We start from the raw sequence: 15736 nt of genomic DNA, 5'->3' as shown, positions 1-15736 counted from the left end.
GCAAGTAAATATCTACGTGATGATTCTATCACGTATCACATACGAATATCCCGTTCAAGATACTCAGCACGCGACAAGTCTGCACTTTCCACACCCAAATTAATATCTCGAATATCTTCTGAAAAGGGATGTAGTGAAGCTACAAATCCTTTGGGTCTATTTTTAAATGTTAAAACTTTAGATCGAGCCATTGCCTCTGCACCTAAACGAATGTCGCCTAGCACAGCTCCGACATATCCACCTGCGTTAATCGCTTGTATATCAGCAAAATGAGCTGGTAAAACTAGTACATCATCTGATAGATTTTTTACTTCGCGCAAGACCACATTAAACAGCTTGTCTGCCCATTCTTGTGCGCTTCCTTGCAAATCCGCAATGCCTACTTCACCAACTGTAAGGACGTCCGCAGAAAGCATCACTGTGTTCTCAATGACAAGTATGGTATTTCCTCCTGTTTCACCTTCTGTATCTAAGATCTTTACTTGAATATCAATAGAGCCAATATGCATGGTTCCTTGTTTCAACATGTGCACAGGCAGATCTGATTGCCTGACTTCACCATGTGCAATCAAGTATTGTGCATTAGTACGTGCCAGAAGACGCATAGCTCCAGAAATATGATCGGTGTGTACATGAGTATCCACAATATGCGTTATTTGCGCATGCTCACGCTCTGCAATTGCCAAATACTGTTCAATATGCCGCGAAGGGTCTATGATTATGGCCTGACTAGCCGTAACAAGTGCATAAGATAAACACCCTGAAGCCAGTCTGTGTATTTGAATAAGCTTCAACTGCGGGGTCACCAGGATGGTTGATTCAACATAAAAGTCATCCCATTCATAAGGTCCACCTTCTAGATATGATACGTGATAACCTTTTCCTTGTAGCCTCGTAGCCACACGAACTGCAGCGCGATCATAGACAGAAACCATCACTATACGTGAGTTTTCAGGAAGCAATCGATCATTGACTTCATTTTCGTTGAAGTCAAAGTAGGGAATGTTAACCGCTTGCAGCGACATTCCTTTTAGTTGCCAATTTTGAAACTCGTTTTTTGAGCGAATATCAAGTACCGTATATGATTCTCCACGGGCCATTCCCTGCATTATCGATTGAACTGTAATCGTATCGAGAGTCATTGCCTGCTTCCCCCTGTTCACTTGGCACACTAAGGCATAAAATCACCATCTGTATTGTGTGCAACTGACGTTTAGGACATGCAGTTAACGAAGACAACTCAACAGCAAACACAACCAGCCCGCTATAAAGGCCAATCCACCAAACGGAGTAATCGCTCCAATGAACCGCTTTCCACCCATAGCAAGCACATATAAACTTCCAGAGAATAGGATGATTCCTACGACGAAAAGTCTCCCTGCAAAAATCCCAAGCCCCACGTTGGACAGGTGTGGAATAATAGCGCCGAGTATGACTAATCCTAGGGCATGATACATTTGATATTGTACACCGGTTTGGTAAATCGCCAATCGATCTGATGTCAATCGCGCGCGCAATGCATGTGCACCAAATGCACCAAACGCTACTGCTAATAGAGCAAAAATAGATCCTAACACGAGAAAGGATCTATCAAGTGGAAATACAATAGTAGAAGTCATGTGACACTCCGTTCTTTCTAACTTATGAAATTGTTCCTGCATACACATAAAGAGATGTAACGACCGCTTAACCCATCTCATCAAATTTACATTTATTAGCAGCTTAGAACTCTTCTCCAAGCTCATTTTTACCTAACTGTGGAGGTTCCTTTACTAGCTCGTTCTTTGCTTGCAAATTAGCCCCACCAGCCATAGTCCATACTTGAGATAACTCACCATAAGATTCCGTTTTCATCGTAAACGCTAGTTGCTTTTGCTGTACATATTCACTAGCAAGCGCTTCATCTACTGAAAGTACGGGCTGCAGACAGCAATCGACACGCTCACCAAACGTTGTCCAATACTCCAAATCGTAAGTTGCAAACAATTCACAGAGTGCATCATATAATTCACGATCCTCTGATACTGTTTTCATCTGCGCAAAAATCCATTCCGGATGATGGGCAGCCTCACAAAAATTCGCCCAAAATTTCATCTCTAACGCAGCTAAACTAACAAAGCGATGGTCGCGTGTTTCATAGATGTGGTAGCACAATAACTCACCTGACAGTTCAGTCAATCCATGTGTACTATGACTACATTGCGCAGCGAGAGCATGGGTTGTCAACATACCAAGTAAAGCATCCGTCATATTTACATCCAGATAACTTCCCTTGCCTGTTTGTGAAAGTTGATAAAGAGCTCCAAGAATTGCTTCAACTGCGGCAAACGCTCCTAGATGATCAGCCCATTGGACATGTGGTACTATCGGGCAACCAGAGGAATCTACTAATTGAGATAGCATCCCGCTTATCGCCATATAGTTAAGATCATGACCTGCACGTTGTTTATTTAGCCCCGTTTGACCGTAGCCAGTCAATGAACAGTAAACAACTCGTGGATTGAGACGAACCGCCTGCTGATATCCAATGCCAAGGCGATCTGCTACACCAGGGCGAAAACTTTCAATCACGACATCCGCGCGACTGATAAGCGCTTGCGCCTTGGTCACATCTGCTTCCTGAGTAAGATCTAGTTCTATACTTTCTTTATTGCGATTATTCGCCAAAAACACAATCCCAGCAGGTGCATCTTTTGCCCCGATAACACGTGCAGGGTCGCCCCCAGGTGGTTCAACCTTGATTACACGTGCACCCATATCAGATAGTCGCAACGTAGCATACGGTCCTGGTAATAAACGAGTAAAATCAACGACAAGTAGATCTGCTAATAACACAAGGACACCGTCCTCTCAAAGTGGCTATAGCCCCATGTGCTTTGCAATGATTGTCTTCATGATTTCATTAGTCCCAGCGTATATGGACATGACTGCTACATCCCGATATCTTCGCGCTACCTTGTAATCTTCCATATATCCATAGCCACCGTGCAGTTGAAGGCAGGTATTGACCACTTCTTTTGCCATATCAGTTAAAAACCACTTTGCCATCGATACATCTTCAACAATTTCCTCATCAGCAAGGTGTCTTGTAATGAGGTGGTCTAAAAACGTGCGACTCACACGTACTTTTGTGGCCAATTCTGCCAAAGTAAACCGCGTATGTTGAAATCGACTCAGTGGTTGGCCAAACGCTGTGCGACTCTTGACATAAGCGATAGTATCTTTTAGAACTTCTTCTGCTGTTACTTGCCCAGCAATGGCAACAACTAGTCGCTCTTGCTGGAGCTTTTGTGACAAATAGCTAAATCCTTCTCCCTCGCGTCCAAGCAAGTGCCCAACTGGTACACGACATTGATCAAAAAGTAACTCTGCAGTATCCTGACAATGTTGACCAACTTTTTCCAGTTGTCTACCTCGTGAAAAACCTTCCATTCCCCGTTCAACCCACAGCAAACTCATCCCTTTATGTGGCGGATTAGCTGATGGATCGGTTTTACACACAACAAGCACAAGGTCAGCTTGAATACCATTTGTAATAAAAGTCTTTTGCCCATGTACTACATACTCATCACCATCGCGTATCGCTGTAGTAAGCACTCCTGCCAAATCTGATCCAGCTCCAGGCTCGGTCATCGCAATAGCGGTCACAATGGCCCCGGAAGCACATCCAGGTAACCATGTCTGTTTCTGCTCCTCTGTCCCATACTGCAATAAATACGGAACAACAATATCACTGTGTAGAGAAATACCTGTTAATCCCGATCCCACACGTTCCAATTCTTCATCAATAACTACAGAATACGAGAAATCTGCTCCTGAACCACCGTACTCTTCTGGAATGGCAGGTGCTAAAAAACCTTGAGCACCGAACTTTTCCCAAAAAGATCGTGGAACCATGCGATCTGCTTCCCACTGATCATAGTATGGCACAGCCTCTTTTTCTAAAAATCGCCGCACCGAACGGCGAAAAATAGCATGCTCTTCTGTTAAATAGGCATGTTGCACCAAAACACCCCTCTTTCGCATACTGTCAGATCCATGTAGCGCAACGCCCCACTCTTACGATAACCGTTCAATAATCGTAGCGTTGGCCATCCCACCGCCCTCACAGATGGCAATAAGACCATATTGTTTTTGCTCTCTTTGCAATGCATGTACGATAGTTGATGCGATCCGCGTTCCTGTCGCACCAAGTGGGTGCCCGAGCGCAATGGCTCCACCCATGGTATTTACGCGCTCCATAGGCGCTCCAACTTCTTTTTGCCAAGCGAGCACAACAGATGCAAACGCTTCATTGACCTCAAATAAATCAATATCACTAATATTCATACCAGCGCGCCGCAAGACTTTTTGGGTAGCAGGAATAGGACCTGTTAACATCGTAACAGGATCTACACCAACAACTGCAAATGACACAAACCGCGCAAGAGGCTTTAGTCCTAACTCTTTAGCGGTCTCTGCTGAAGCAATCATCACAGCACTCGCCCCATCGGAGATCTGACTCGCATTACCCGCTGTGATTAACTCTAGTCCAGGAAATGCGGGCCTTAACGTCGCCATCTTCTCGATGTTAGTCTCTGGTCTGATCCCTTCATCATCAGTAAACCACAAGGAACGGCCGTCTTGTGAGATAGGCACTGACACGATTTCATTGCGAAATTTCCCTTCTGCTCGGGCAGCTTGTGCCAACTGATGACTGCGATATCCGAATTCATCCAGTTGTGTACGACTTAAACCGTACTTTTTGGCAATCATCTCCGCACCAACCGCCTGATTAAACCAACCAGATTTCATATGGTAGCGCTTCGCAATATCTGCTGTAAGTGGTGTACTCTCATCACTAAAGGACTGTAACATAGGAATCCGAGTCATGGATTCAACACCCGCAGCAATAACCAGATCATATGCACCTGACATCACGCCTTGGGCAGCAAAATGAAGCGCTTGCAGACTGGATCCACACTGGCGATCCAGCGTAACGGCCGGCACTGATTCTGGCAAACCAGCTGAGAGCCAAGCATTGCGCCCGATGTTTACAGCCTGTTCGCCAACCTGATCTACGCAACCGACAATCACATCATCTATACGTTCCGGAGCAATCGGATGGCGACCTATCATCGACTTCAATACATGAGCTAGCAAATCAACAGGATGACTATCTTTAAGTGTTCCGTTGCGCTTCCCTATTGGTGTGCGGATAGCATCGACAATAACAGCTTCAAACATGTACTCACGCCCCGTTTATTTTTATTAGTTATCAATTGATTATATCAGGTTCCGCTTTCTACCACACTCACTTTTTTGACTAGTCTTATACTATATAGGATAATTTCTCTAGTCAGTCCAAGTCCACTTTGAAATTGGGGCAACATGGTATACTAATGAGGCAGGAGAAGGAGGGGAAATGTTAATGTTTGAAAACCCTAATTCCGAACAGATGGCCACCATTTTAAAAGGTGCCAAAACAATAGCGGTGGTCGGTTTATCTGACCAACCAGACCGTGAAAGCTACGCAGTCGCCAAAGAAATGCAAAATCGCGGGTACCGGATCATACCAGTGAACCCGAACATATCATCAGCACTTGGTGAAAAAGCATACCACTCTTTGCAAGACATCCCAGATCCATACGAGATCATCAATGTTTTTCGACGCAGTGAGGCACTTCCAGCTGTCGTAATAGAAGCAAATGCGACCGCGTGTCCTGTCATTTGGGCTCAGCAGGGCGTCTACAATGAAGAAGCGGCAAAGTTAGCTGAGGCTGCGGGAAAAACGATGATTATGGACCGTTGCATTATGGTCATGCATAGTTTATTTGTAAAAGGAAAAGCCTAAATCACTTGATTCCAGTACAGCAAGGCGGTCCTTGCCAGCCCGCTTTGCTTGATACATTGCTTCATCCGCTTTTTGTATCAAGAGATGAATCGCTTGTGATGTTGCGATTTTCATCGTGGCAATCCCCATACTCACGGTTAGAATTAGAGACACTTCACCAATTACAAATGGCTTTTCACGAAGAGCGGTAAGAATAGCAATAGCCGTATTTTTACACTCATCGCCATCCCCTCTTCTTGCTAAGATAAATTCCTCTCCTCCATAACGCGCAAACACCATATCAGAATCTGTAATGGTGCTTTTTGCAGTCTCTACGATGTGACAAAGAACGCGATCTCCCATGCGATGACCATACGTGTCATTGATCATCTTAAAACCATCCACATCAAATACACATGTAGAAATAAATTCGTTCTCTCTCTTCTCGTCTTCAGACCATGCAGTCATCGTTTCCATAAATGCATATCGATTCATCAATCCTGTTAACATATCTAACGTAGCTAGCATTTGAAGACGATGTTGTAATGTGAGATTGGCAACTAAGTTACCAACGTGACGCCAAAAGATAGATAAAATAGCTACCTCAAATGATTCCAGTTGACGAAGTAAAACATATCCACGAACGAGTTCATCAGACATACGCAAAACAGCCATATACCTGTTCGCGTTATTGGCACACAACGGAATGTGACTTAGTTCCTCGCAAGGTATGATCGTACATTCTATGATTTGTGTAAATAACTCAGGATCATCTATGACCTCAGTAGATGTTTGAAATACTTCTTGCAAAGCGAGCTGTACTTCCTGAAAAAGGGATGCATCGTATGTAGCACGTGCTGAAATCCGCAGTACAGTTGGATTCAAAATGTCCAATAATCGCATGTGAGCTAACTCTTGATTGCGAATTCTTCTTGCATACAGTTCATCGCCAATACGCATTGCAATATCCATTAATAAACTAATGTCATCCTCGCTAAACAGATCATCATAACAGCGATATAAGCTCAATATCCCAAGTGGCAATCCAGAGCGTGTGTGCACTGGCAAAAAAAGCGCATTTTTTACCGCATAGTTTTTAATAATAGGCGTGCGAAAATCACTTTTTACATCCCATGTCACATAAGGGCGTGTCCAGAAATCCGAGATACTGCCCATCAAATCACTAAATAAGTCATTTGATTCTGGATAGCGATTTGCAAACAAACCCACGTGCGCTTCTAAGTGTGCATGACTATTAACACCATCCCACTCAATCAATGTGACGATGTCTGCTAAAAACAGTTCCCTCATTTTGGCTATCAATAATTGCAGGACATTTTCACGTTTTGATACATTTTGCATCAGCTTGTGAATTTGATCAATCCGATTCATTTGAATCAATTGTTGATGGTAAAGAACAGTCAACTGCTCATAACTCAACAAATTCCCCATTTAGCCCTACTTCTTTCTCTTTAAGGTTGCCTTCTTTACAGTGCAAGACATACCACACTACCATTGTAATACCCAACTCGTCCATGTAAACGGGCAAATTCACCATAACTATACAATCCCACAAGTGGAACGCCTGACCTCACTGCCTGTAATACGTTCCATTCATCTGAGACCGCTTCGTCAAGTACGTTTGCACGCGCCACACAGCTAAAGACGATCGCTAACTGCGGCTCATGCAAAGAGCCAAGCATCTGAAAACTTGCATCTAAAGCCTCTGCGCTCGCTTTTAAGAGACCCTTTGTATCAGCTCCCATGACGGCAATCAAAGCTCCATCCCTTACACTGCCAAAACACAGTAGTGCGTCACCTTGCTCGCGTAAAACATGCCGAATCTCGTATTGTTCATCCGTCGAGATCATGCCAAGTGGGTGATTTTGTCCGATGCGAGAAATGCGCGAAGAAGACAATGCCAATGCATCTGCGCCTAACACATCTAAATAGGTCTGTACTGCCGGTTTACCATCAAGTTCATAAACTAGCGACCCTTCGGCACGCGTAACTCGTAATAGTCTGCTGTGCGGTTGCCAGCCATGCCTAACTCCAACGCCAATAGGATCCATGCTTTGCATAAACATACCTACAGCAACATGTGAATAAACCTTGCCATTTAAAAATTGATAGGTCTTATTCATCATGCGATCATCTCCTGCAGCACCCCCTATAATGGGGATATCTCCACCGCAAAATGTATAAGCTCCTTCCAAAATCTCTTGCTGATTTGGCGATAAGCCATCTGTCAATAGTAAAAATATCGAGTATGGATCCGTACGTTGAACCTGTTCATAAGCCTTTTGCGCACAGAGAAATCCAGCTTCGTTCTCTTTTCCTTGAAGGATAGGTTCTATTGCCACTCCGAAACGATGGCGACTCGATCGCAAAGTAACAACCACGCAACTATGTATGGAAAATCCGAGAGGACTTAACTCTCCAGCTGTAGTACACCCGACCATCATCACATGTGGAAATGCTTCACTTAGACTAGTGACTAAGATTTCTGGATCATAGTGTGCAGAGGCAAATAACAAGATCATATCTGGAAGTTCATGAGCTTCCATTTGAGCCATGGAAACTGCCTCGCGTATAGCAGTATATGTATCTTTTGCATTGCTTACGCCAATACCAATATCCATATAGACATTCACCACATTTCAACAGCGATTATGAGCAAAGAGATCACATGATGTTTTACTTCAGTCTACGTTTTACACGCAAATTTGTCCACAATTAGCATGCCTCTGGATTGTGATATACTTAGATCGCTTTCTGTACGAAAGTACATGTAACTGAAGTGAGTATAAGAAAGAAGGTTACTGCAAGATGTTTCGAACACTCCTAAAATCAAAAATTCATCGCGCAACAGTCACTCAAACGGATCTTCACTATATGGGGAGTATCACCATTGACCAAAACCTCATGGATGCAGCAGATCTTTTAGAAAATGAGCTCGTTCAGATTGTCAATATCAACACAGGTGCTCGTTTTGACACATACGTGATACCAGGTGCTGCAGGTGCAGGTCAGATTGGGTTAAATGGTGCTGCGGCAAGGCTTGCTGAACCAGGTGATCTAGTCATTATTATGTCTTACGGAATCTTTGACGCACAAGAATTACAAGGGTTACAACCGACTGTCGTCATGGTTGATGAGCACAACGCACCACTCGCCAAAGTTGTCAGTGAAGCTGCTCATAATGAACAACTTGCATCTACAGCAAGAGCATAAGATTCACTGACTTGATATTGCTTCAAAGCATAGGTGATGCTATCATCAAAATGTATAGTAAGATCCGGAGCGCGGCGTTTGCGAACGCCGTATTAACATGCGTCTGGACATTTGACTCAAGGAGGTTTTACATATGCGTCTCGTAGGTCATCCAGCACCTGACTTTGACATGCTTTCCACTAAGGATTTGAATAGCTTAGCAACACGCGTGAAACTATCTGATTACCGCGGGAAATGGCTTGTGATGTTTTTCTATCCTATGGATTTCACATTTGTATGCCCTACAGAAATCACCGCGATGAGCGACCGCGCACAAGAATTTTTCGACCTTGATGCAGAGATCCTCGGAGTGAGCACAGATAGTGTGCATAGTCACAAAGCATGGATTAACACTCCACGCGACAAAAACGGCATCGGTGATATTCGCTTCCCACTAGGTGCAGATATGACAAAACAAGTGAGTCGCGATTACCAAGTACTCATTGAAGAAGAAGGTATTGCTTTGCGCGGACTTGTGATCATCGATCCAGAAGGCGTATTAAAGTATCAAGTCATCCACGACTTGAACATTGGACGTAGTGTCGATGAGACATTGCGCGTGTTAGAAGCATTACAAACAGGTGGATTATGCCCTGCGAACTGGAAACCAGGCGACAAAACACTGTAAGGTGGTATGACACATGCCAATGCGCGTAGGAACATCATTCCCTGGTTTGGAAGGCGCCACGCAGTGGATTGGCGTTGAGACCGCACCACAACTGAGCATTGGACAACCCATCCTTATTCACTTTTGGGCTGTTTCATGTCATATATGTCACGAAACAATGTCTGAAGTGATTCGATACCGTGACATGTATGTACCACAAGGGTTACAATTAATTTCTGTGCATATGCCACGTTATGAAGCGGACACAGAGTTACAAAAAGTATTCGAAGATATACAGACCTATGGTATGACACAAACCATTGCTGTTGACAACATGCATAAGGTCGCAGAGTTATATCAAAACGAGTTTGTTCCTGCTTACTTCTTGTTTGATCGCGAAGGCAATTTAAAATTTCGTGCAGCTGGCGATAAAGGATTGCAAAACGTAGGCAAGAAGTTAGAAGAGCTGTTTGCATAAACGCATGTAAAACATATTGCCCACCGAGGCGAGCGCCTTGGTGGGCAATATGTTTATGCTTATACTTTAGAGTAAAACTTGCGACAACATGTCCCATATGACAATATTAGATATAGACAATGATAAAGGAGGATGAGTTTTGCACAAGTATTGGTTTCACATTGGCTGGTTTCCAGTGCGCTCGTATAGTACTATTTTTCTGCTTGCATTTATATTAGGCCTCGGTTTTACGATCTACGTCATTAAAACGGAGAAAAAAGAAAAATATATCCCAGCATGGCTAGATCTAGGCCCATTACTTTTCTTTGGTGGGGTTATTAGTGCTCGGATTTGGCAAGTTTTTTTCTTTAATTGGACATTTTACTCTAAGTACCCCGGACAGATTATCGCCGTTTGGAATGGTGGACTCTCCATTCAAGGTGGTATTGTGGGGGCAATTATCACCGGTTGGATATTTGCGCGGATCAAAAAAATCCCCTTTTGGGAACTTGCTGATATGGCTGCTCCAGGGATATTGCTAGGACAAAGTATAGGCCGAGATGCAGATTTCATGAATGGCAGTGCGTATGGATCTCCCACAGGTAGTAATTTTGGCATACTCTACCCAGTGGGAACACTTGCCCGTGAGCAGTACGGCAATCACCCGCTGTGGCCCGCCATGTTGTGGGAAGGACAAGCTGATATCCTCCTCTTTGCCATTCTTATGATGTTAAAACTAAAAAAGTGGCCAACAGGTTGGCTCTTTGTTTATTATATGATCAGTTACAACATCGTTCGCTTTTTCCTAGAAATGTTGCGTGGAGATAGTCCTCGTTTTCTATTTAACTGGGATGCTGCACAGTGGACAGCCATCCCCATGGTGGTCGCAGGAATCATTGCTGGCGTCTGGCTATGGTTCGATGAGCGTAGGAGGAAAAAAACTGCTTCCCTCGATGAAACTGCACCTATGCTAGACTAAGCTCTTTGATTGATAGGATGATTGTGATCTGCATGATCGATGCTGCGATTCCAGATGAGGATCATGGCATTAGCTACAAGAATAGACATCGTAACATAGAAAACATCTCGTATCGTGTAAGCCGCCGCAATGGAGCTCCCGATCAACGGCCCAATTAGATTGCCAAGGAAAAGAGAGGACGAGTTCAATCCAAATGCGGTGGCTTGCATATTGTTAGGCGCCATTTTCTTCACTAGAGCATTGAGGGAAGGGATCATTCCTCCGATAAATAGCCCTAGTAAAAACCTTCCCACTAATAAGGTGCCGATACCATGTGCAAGAGCTTGCGGGAGATAAGTTACTGCTGCCATGATAAGAGCTACAATCAATACTTTGCGCTGCCCAATGCGATCACCAAGTCGCCCTAATGTTGGCGCTCCAATCAGATTGGCCACGCCTGATGTAGCAACAACCAACCCCGCCATTATAGCCAAATGCCGTCCATGATAAATAGTTTTTGCGTATATAGTAACAATTGGTTCAATGCTCATCATGCCAGCCTGAGTGACAATGGATGCGATAAAGACAGGCATAAGTGGCATCAATAACCCCCACTCACGTTTAACTTGTACCTTACCTTTTTCTATTTTTTGATGATTTTCTTTCACAAAGATCATCACGACTATACTCGCTAGAAGCAATAATGCACCGGTTAAGAAAAAGACTCCTTTAAAACCAAACGCTTCAGCCAGAACACCACCTATAACCGGTCCAATTAGAGCACCTGCAATACTTCCCGTTTGTAAGGTACCTAATGCCCTACCTGCATATTCATCGGGCGTAATCGACGCTTGAAGCGAAACTGCCATAGAAATAAATCCAGCAAAAATACCGTTAATCAGACGTAACAGAAGTAGCTGCCAGGGTGCAACCACAAAACCCATGAGTGCAGTGACAATTCCCATACCAATACCGGCACGTAATAGCATCATTTTTCTTCCGTACCGATCCGCAAAACTCCCCCAAATTGGTTGAAAAATAAACGCCGTTACAAATTGTGCAGAAAAAATCCACCCTGACCACTGTTCCATCGAAGCTAACTGGTGTATGCCAAGTGTTTCTATATATAAAGGAAGAAATGGAACAACTAAACTTGTCCCTGCCATGACTATAAAATTAGCTGCCCATAATATCCACAACGTACGTTTCCAACTCAACTCATGTCGCCCCAATGTCAAACCCCGTACCAAAGGAACGGGGTTACTAGATATTTCGTTCTTCAAAATAATATCATATTGTCATGCCATTGTAACTACAAGGTTACTTGCATACTCAGTTGATTTAAATGCTCTTTCTCTGAATCACTTAGATGGAACGTTAGCACCTTAGCATTGGCTGCAGCTTGAGAACTACGCGATGCACCCGGAATAGCAAAGACATAATGCCCATGATAATGAATCAACCAGTTAAGTGCCACTTGTCCTGGTTCGACCTCATACTCAAGTGCTAGTCGCTGCAACTCCTCAATCAAAGGCCAGGTTTTTATTAGCCGCGCTTGCCTAAAGCCAGGTAGCCATCGTCGAATTCCAGAAGGTGCAACAGATGTAGCTTGTGCTTTCGCTCGATTCAATTCTCGACCTACATCTGATTTACTTTGTGAATGAAATTTACCAGTTAATATCCCTTGTTCAAGTGGTGAATACGCAATAATAGCCATATCTAATCGTTTAGCGGTATCTAGTATTCCATTTTTTTCAATTCGACGGTCTATCATACTATACTTTACTTGATTAGAAATAAGAGATAAACCATACTGTTGTAATACTTGATGCGCTTCCTCCATTTGCTTGGCAGAAAAGTTACTAACTCCTGCATATTTGATATGACCTGCTGTGATGAGATCCTTCATCGCTTCTAACTGTGCACGGATCGATGATAGTGCGTATGGCTGATGAATCTGATATATAGAAATAGGATAGGGTTGCAAGCACTCTAGGCGTTGCATAATGGTATCGCGAATGGAGCCTGCAGTGCGAGCTACTGGCCACCATTTTGTCGCTATAATCGCATCACTTGGAGGGACGTTTAGCTGTTGTAGTGTGCGAGCAAGCGCCTTCTCCGATTCTCCTTTTCCGTATATCTCAGCTGTATCAAACCAGTTTACACCATGTTGTAAAGATGTTTGAACGATGTCCACGATGGTCTGGTTGCTAAGTGCCGGCCAGTATTTCCCGACTAACCCGTTACCCTTACTAAATTGCCAACATCCAAGCCCAATGGGCGATATGTGTAGGTTGCTTGTTCCTAGTTGGCGCAATATGTGCGTGGGCTTGTTTGATGGTCCATGCTGCTCTGTCATAAAGCTACCCATGTTTAGCCACCACCTTTCTGTCAGATCGGCGCTTGATTGAATGATCTGTGATTTTTATGTAGTCTGATGATCTTTGTATTTTATCATGGGCGATGGATCGACAGCTAGCTATTTTGTTGGAGGTTGTAAGCGCAGGGTGGATGACGCTGTCTAGCCTCATGCATTGCTGCTACTTTACTCGATAGGGTGAGCCGGTCAGACAATGATGCTGCGCCCACGCAAAAGAAGCCGGATGTCAATTTTCAACCCGACTTATTGCTTGTGTCTATCATCGATTGTGAAAGCAAAATCCATCTTCATCTAAAAGATTGAGATTACACCTGCTGTAACATGAACTGATCCATTTGATTCTCAGTGTTAATCACTTTAGAGTTTGACTCATACCCAGTTTGTGCAACGATCATATTACTCATCTCGCTCGTCAAATTAACGTTGGAGCCTTCAAGTGCTCCCTGCTGAATCCCACCCATGCCACTAGAATCGCCTTCACTATATGAATTAGGTCCAGCAGCAGGTGACGCACCATTAGCCTCATACAAAGAATCACCTGCTTTAATTAAACCGTCTGGATTAGTGACATTTGCAAGCGCAATATTATAACTGTAATTTGAACCAGAAGCAGGAATTACAGTTACTAGTCCACTTGCACCGATAGTAAACTCGGAACCAGTGCCTGATATTTGTATGGCAGTCAAAGTGGATGAATTAGTTACACCTCCTGAACCAGAAACACCCATTAAATAATATCCATTAGGATTGACTAAATAGCCATTTGAATCTACATGGAAATCTCCTGCACGTGTATAATATAAATTACTACCCGTGATAGAAATCCCACTAGTTGCGCCAGTAACTGGACTCAACATAAAAAATCCCGAACCGTTAATTGCTAGATCGTCTGGATTTCCTGTATTTTGTAATGATCCTTCAGCAAAATTTGAATAAATCGAAGCGACCTGTGTACCTAACCCAACCTGTACTGGATTCGTACCGCCAATTCCCGATGATGTGCCTGCGGAACCGCCACTCATGGTTTGGCTGAGGAGATCCTCAAAAGTGGTAGAGGAAGATTTGTAGCCTGTTGTGTTTACGTTTGCAATATTGTTTCCTATGACGTCCATCATTTGTTGGAATGCATTCATACCGGATGTTGCGGAATCTAATGCGATAGGCATGTACGGTCCTCGCCTTCTAGAATATATTTCATTTAGCTATGTAATAGATGATAAAACTCATAAATAGAGACGAGTGGTAATCTACTAAAACAGTAGCATAGGTAGAGTAGATCGTCAATGCACATTTCGGCAAATTACAACAAATTGAATGCTTAGATTGGTCGATATTTGTCATGTTTTGAGTTCCGACTGGATTGATTCTGTTAAGTGAAAGCGGTACGCTTAGTTTAGTAGCGGAACGACTGTATATGATATGCTTACGGGTAGGTAAAGGAGAGATTTTATTATGTCTGAACCAACACAAACGATTGAAGGCTGGTATGCGTTACATGATTTTCGTACGATAGATTGGCATGCATGGAAAGCTGCAAGTGAAGAGATACGAGCAGATGCTTTACGCGAACTAACCGCCTATACTGAAAAGTATCGTGCTGACGACCAAAACCGCACGGGCGGATTTGGCGTATATACGATCGCAGGGCATAAAGCGGATCTGTTATTTGTTCATTTTCGCTCTACCGTAAGTGATCTCATGGACAGTGAAACGGAGTTCGATAAGACAAGCTTTGCTACTTTCACGAAAAAACCCTACTCTTATTTGTCCATCGTTGAGTTAAGTAGCTACTTATCAAAACCAGATATTGCGCCAGAAGATGATCCGCAGTTATTGCCTCGCCTACGTCCACAGCTTAGCGAAATGATGCCGCATATCTGCTTCTATCCCATGAATAAGAGGCGCTCTGGCAACGACAATTGGTTTATGCTCAGTATGGAGGAACGCGTACAATTGATGCGCAGTCACGGTATGATTGGACGTAAATACGCAGGTAGAGTGACTCAAATCATTACAGGATCTGCAGGCCTCGATGATTGGGAGTGGGGAGTCACGCTCTACGCCAATGATCCACTAGAATTCAAAAAACTCGTATATGAAATGCGCTTTGATGAAGTCAGTGCGCGCTATGGAGAATTTGGCGTATTTTATGTTGGACATGTCGTTAACGATCAAGAATTGGTTGATTTTTTGCAGCTATAACAACACAGCAAGAAATAGCAGCATCACATGCACAATCTCTATGACAA

16 protein-coding genes are annotated in these 15736 nt (G+C 43.6%); 6 read left to right on the top strand and 10 right to left on the bottom strand.

Features of this window, described 5'->3' with window-relative positions:
* Window positions 1–35: 35 nt before the first annotated feature.
* The 5 genes from MM817_RS05265 to MM817_RS05245 all read right to left on the bottom strand — a co-directional run bounded on the left by MM817_RS05265 (window position 36) and on the right by MM817_RS05245 (window position 5226).
* Window positions 36–1142 carry an MBL fold metallo-hydrolase gene (locus MM817_RS05265; protein ID WP_241712399.1) on the bottom strand — a complete coding sequence of 369 codons (1107 nt, stop codon included), beginning with the start codon at window positions 1140–1142 and terminating at the stop codon, window positions 36–38.
* 84 nt (window positions 1143–1226) lie between these two features.
* Complete coding sequence (locus MM817_RS05260) at window positions 1227–1619, bottom strand: DUF423 domain-containing protein (protein WP_241712398.1); 393 nt, start codon at window positions 1617–1619, stop codon at window positions 1227–1229.
* Window positions 1620–1722: 103 nt separating this feature from the next.
* Window positions 1723–2835, bottom strand: coding sequence for a CaiB/BaiF CoA transferase family protein (locus MM817_RS05255; protein WP_241712397.1), 1113 nt, complete (start codon window positions 2833–2835; stop codon window positions 1723–1725).
* Window positions 2836–2859: 24 nt separating this feature from the next.
* On the bottom strand, window positions 2860–4005 hold the full coding sequence (locus MM817_RS05250; RefSeq protein WP_241712396.1) for an acyl-CoA dehydrogenase family protein: 1146 nt from the start codon (window positions 4003–4005) through the stop codon (window positions 2860–2862).
* Between the two features lie 54 nt (window positions 4006–4059).
* Window positions 4060–5226, bottom strand: a complete 1167-nt coding sequence (locus MM817_RS05245) for a thiolase family protein (protein WP_241712395.1) — start codon at window positions 5224–5226, stop codon at window positions 4060–4062.
* Window positions 5227–5404: 178 nt separating this feature from the next.
* Here MM817_RS05245 and MM817_RS05240 point away from each other — a divergent pair, with 178 nt between their 5' ends.
* On the top strand, window positions 5405–5833 hold the full coding sequence (locus MM817_RS05240) for a CoA-binding protein (RefSeq protein ID WP_241712394.1): 429 nt from the start codon (window positions 5405–5407) through the stop codon (window positions 5831–5833).
* Here MM817_RS05240 and MM817_RS05235 read toward each other — a convergent pair.
* Both MM817_RS05235 and MM817_RS05230 read right to left on the bottom strand, forming a co-directional pair.
* Window positions 5810–7264 carry a sensor domain-containing diguanylate cyclase gene (locus MM817_RS05235; RefSeq protein ID WP_241712393.1) on the bottom strand — a complete coding sequence of 485 codons (1455 nt, stop codon included), beginning with the start codon at window positions 7262–7264 and terminating at the stop codon, window positions 5810–5812. The two genes, MM817_RS05240 and MM817_RS05235, sit on opposite strands and share 24 nt — an antisense overlap.
* Window positions 7265–7299: 35 nt before the next feature.
* On the bottom strand, window positions 7300–8454 hold the full coding sequence (locus tag MM817_RS05230) for an FIST signal transduction protein (RefSeq protein ID WP_241712392.1): 1155 nt from the start codon (window positions 8452–8454) through the stop codon (window positions 7300–7302).
* Window positions 8455–8641: 187 nt separating this feature from the next.
* Between MM817_RS05230 and panD the strand changes: the two genes are divergently transcribed.
* From panD to lgt, 4 genes are all read left to right on the top strand, one after another.
* Window positions 8642–9046: an aspartate 1-decarboxylase gene (gene panD / locus MM817_RS05225; RefSeq protein ID WP_241712391.1), complete on the top strand. Its 405-nt coding sequence runs from the start codon at window positions 8642–8644 to the stop codon at window positions 9044–9046.
* 133 nt (window positions 9047–9179) lie between these two features.
* Window positions 9180–9713, top strand: coding sequence for a peroxiredoxin (locus tag MM817_RS05220; RefSeq protein WP_241712390.1), 534 nt, complete (start codon window positions 9180–9182; stop codon window positions 9711–9713).
* 13 nt (window positions 9714–9726) lie between these two features.
* The gene (locus tag MM817_RS05215) at window positions 9727–10170 is read left to right on the top strand and encodes a TlpA disulfide reductase family protein (protein WP_241712389.1); all 444 of its coding nucleotides are present in this window, start codon (window positions 9727–9729) and stop codon (window positions 10168–10170) included.
* Between the two features lie 139 nt (window positions 10171–10309).
* Window positions 10310–11128, top strand: coding sequence for a prolipoprotein diacylglyceryl transferase (lgt, locus tag MM817_RS05210; protein WP_241712388.1), 819 nt, complete (start codon window positions 10310–10312; stop codon window positions 11126–11128).
* On the opposite strand, the gene MM817_RS05205 is transcribed toward lgt, so the two are convergent.
* The 3 genes from MM817_RS05205 to MM817_RS05195 all read right to left on the bottom strand — a co-directional run bounded on the left by MM817_RS05205 (window position 11125) and on the right by MM817_RS05195 (window position 14653).
* Complete coding sequence (locus MM817_RS05205) at window positions 11125–12324, bottom strand: MFS transporter (RefSeq protein ID WP_241712387.1); 1200 nt, start codon at window positions 12322–12324, stop codon at window positions 11125–11127. The two genes, lgt and MM817_RS05205, sit on opposite strands and share 4 nt — an antisense overlap.
* A gap of 95 nt (window positions 12325–12419) precedes the next feature.
* Complete coding sequence (locus tag MM817_RS05200) at window positions 12420–13478, bottom strand: aldo/keto reductase (RefSeq protein WP_241712386.1); 1059 nt, start codon at window positions 13476–13478, stop codon at window positions 12420–12422.
* Window positions 13479–13792: 314 nt separating this feature from the next.
* The gene (locus tag MM817_RS05195; protein ID WP_241712385.1) at window positions 13793–14653 is read right to left on the bottom strand and encodes a flagellar hook-basal body protein; all 861 of its coding nucleotides are present in this window, start codon (window positions 14651–14653) and stop codon (window positions 13793–13795) included.
* A gap of 286 nt (window positions 14654–14939) precedes the next feature.
* Here MM817_RS05195 and hemQ point away from each other — a divergent pair, with 286 nt between their 5' ends.
* Entirely contained in the window at window positions 14940–15689 is a 750-nt protein-coding gene (gene hemQ, locus MM817_RS05190; RefSeq protein WP_241712384.1) for a hydrogen peroxide-dependent heme synthase, read from the top strand.
* Window positions 15690–15736: the final 47 nt, after the last annotated feature.

Origin of the sequence: Sulfoacidibacillus ferrooxidans (assembly GCF_022606465.1) — a bacterium.
In the GTDB taxonomy this organism is placed as follows: Bacteria; Bacillota; Bacilli; order Alicyclobacillales; family SLC66; genus Sulfoacidibacillus; species Sulfoacidibacillus ferrooxidans.
The sequence above is the reverse complement of the archived record's forward strand: the minus strand, read 5'-3'. Positions and strand labels throughout refer to the sequence as shown.